This window comes from Streptomyces alkaliterrae, from assembly GCF_007097205.2.
Lineage (GTDB): Bacteria > Actinomycetota > Actinomycetes > Streptomycetales > Streptomycetaceae > Streptomyces > Streptomyces alkaliterrae.
Genome location: NZ_VJYK02000650.1, coordinates 1 through 806 on the forward strand (window position 1 = coordinate 1; position 806 = coordinate 806).

Annotated in this window: 1 pseudogene; it reads left to right on the forward strand. The window is 69.6% G+C overall.

The features are described from left to right. Nucleotides 1-806 (forward strand): annotated as a pseudogene (locus FNX44_RS27325) (hypothetical protein); the annotation flags it as partial.

Genomic DNA, 806 nt, shown 5'->3' on the forward strand with positions numbered 1-806 from the left:
CTTCTGTCCCACCCCCGACTACCGCGCAACCCAGGCCTCCCGCCTCTGGCTGCACACCGTCGAGGACCGCAACGGCAACCGCATCACCTTCCACCGCCTCCCCGACGGCACCCCGACCGCCGTCACCCACACCGGCGGCTACCACGTCGACGTCAGTTGCGCCGCCGGCCGCATCACCGAACTCGCGGTGGTCGGCCCCGACGGACCGACCACCGTCATGTCGTACCGCTACGACGGCGACGGCAACCTCTCCGACGTCGTCAACTCCTCGGCCCTACCCCTCAAGTTCGGTTACGACGACCAGGCCCGCATCACCTCCTGGACCGACCGCAACAACGACGTCTACCGCTACGTCTACGACCGCGACGGACGTGTCGTCGAGACCATCGGCCCCGACGGCGCCCTCTCCAGCCGCTTCGACTACGACATGGCCGGCGGCGTCACCCTCTACACCGACGCCACCGGCGCCGTCACCCGCTACCAGCACAACGAGCTCCACCAGGTCGTCGCCACCACCGACCCCCTCGGCAACACCACCCGCTCCACCTGGACCCGCGACGACCGACTCCTCACCCACACCGACCCCCTCGGCAACACCACCCGCCTCGAATGGGACGACTACGGCAACCTGCTCGCCGTCCACCACTCCGACGGCAGCACCAGCAGCTCCACCTACAACCACCTCAACCTCCCCGCCACCAGCACCAGCCCCGACGGCACCACCGTCTCCCTCGCCTACGACGAACGCGGCAACCTCACCGCCGTCACCGCCCCCGACGGTGCCGTCACCCACCTCACCCACGACC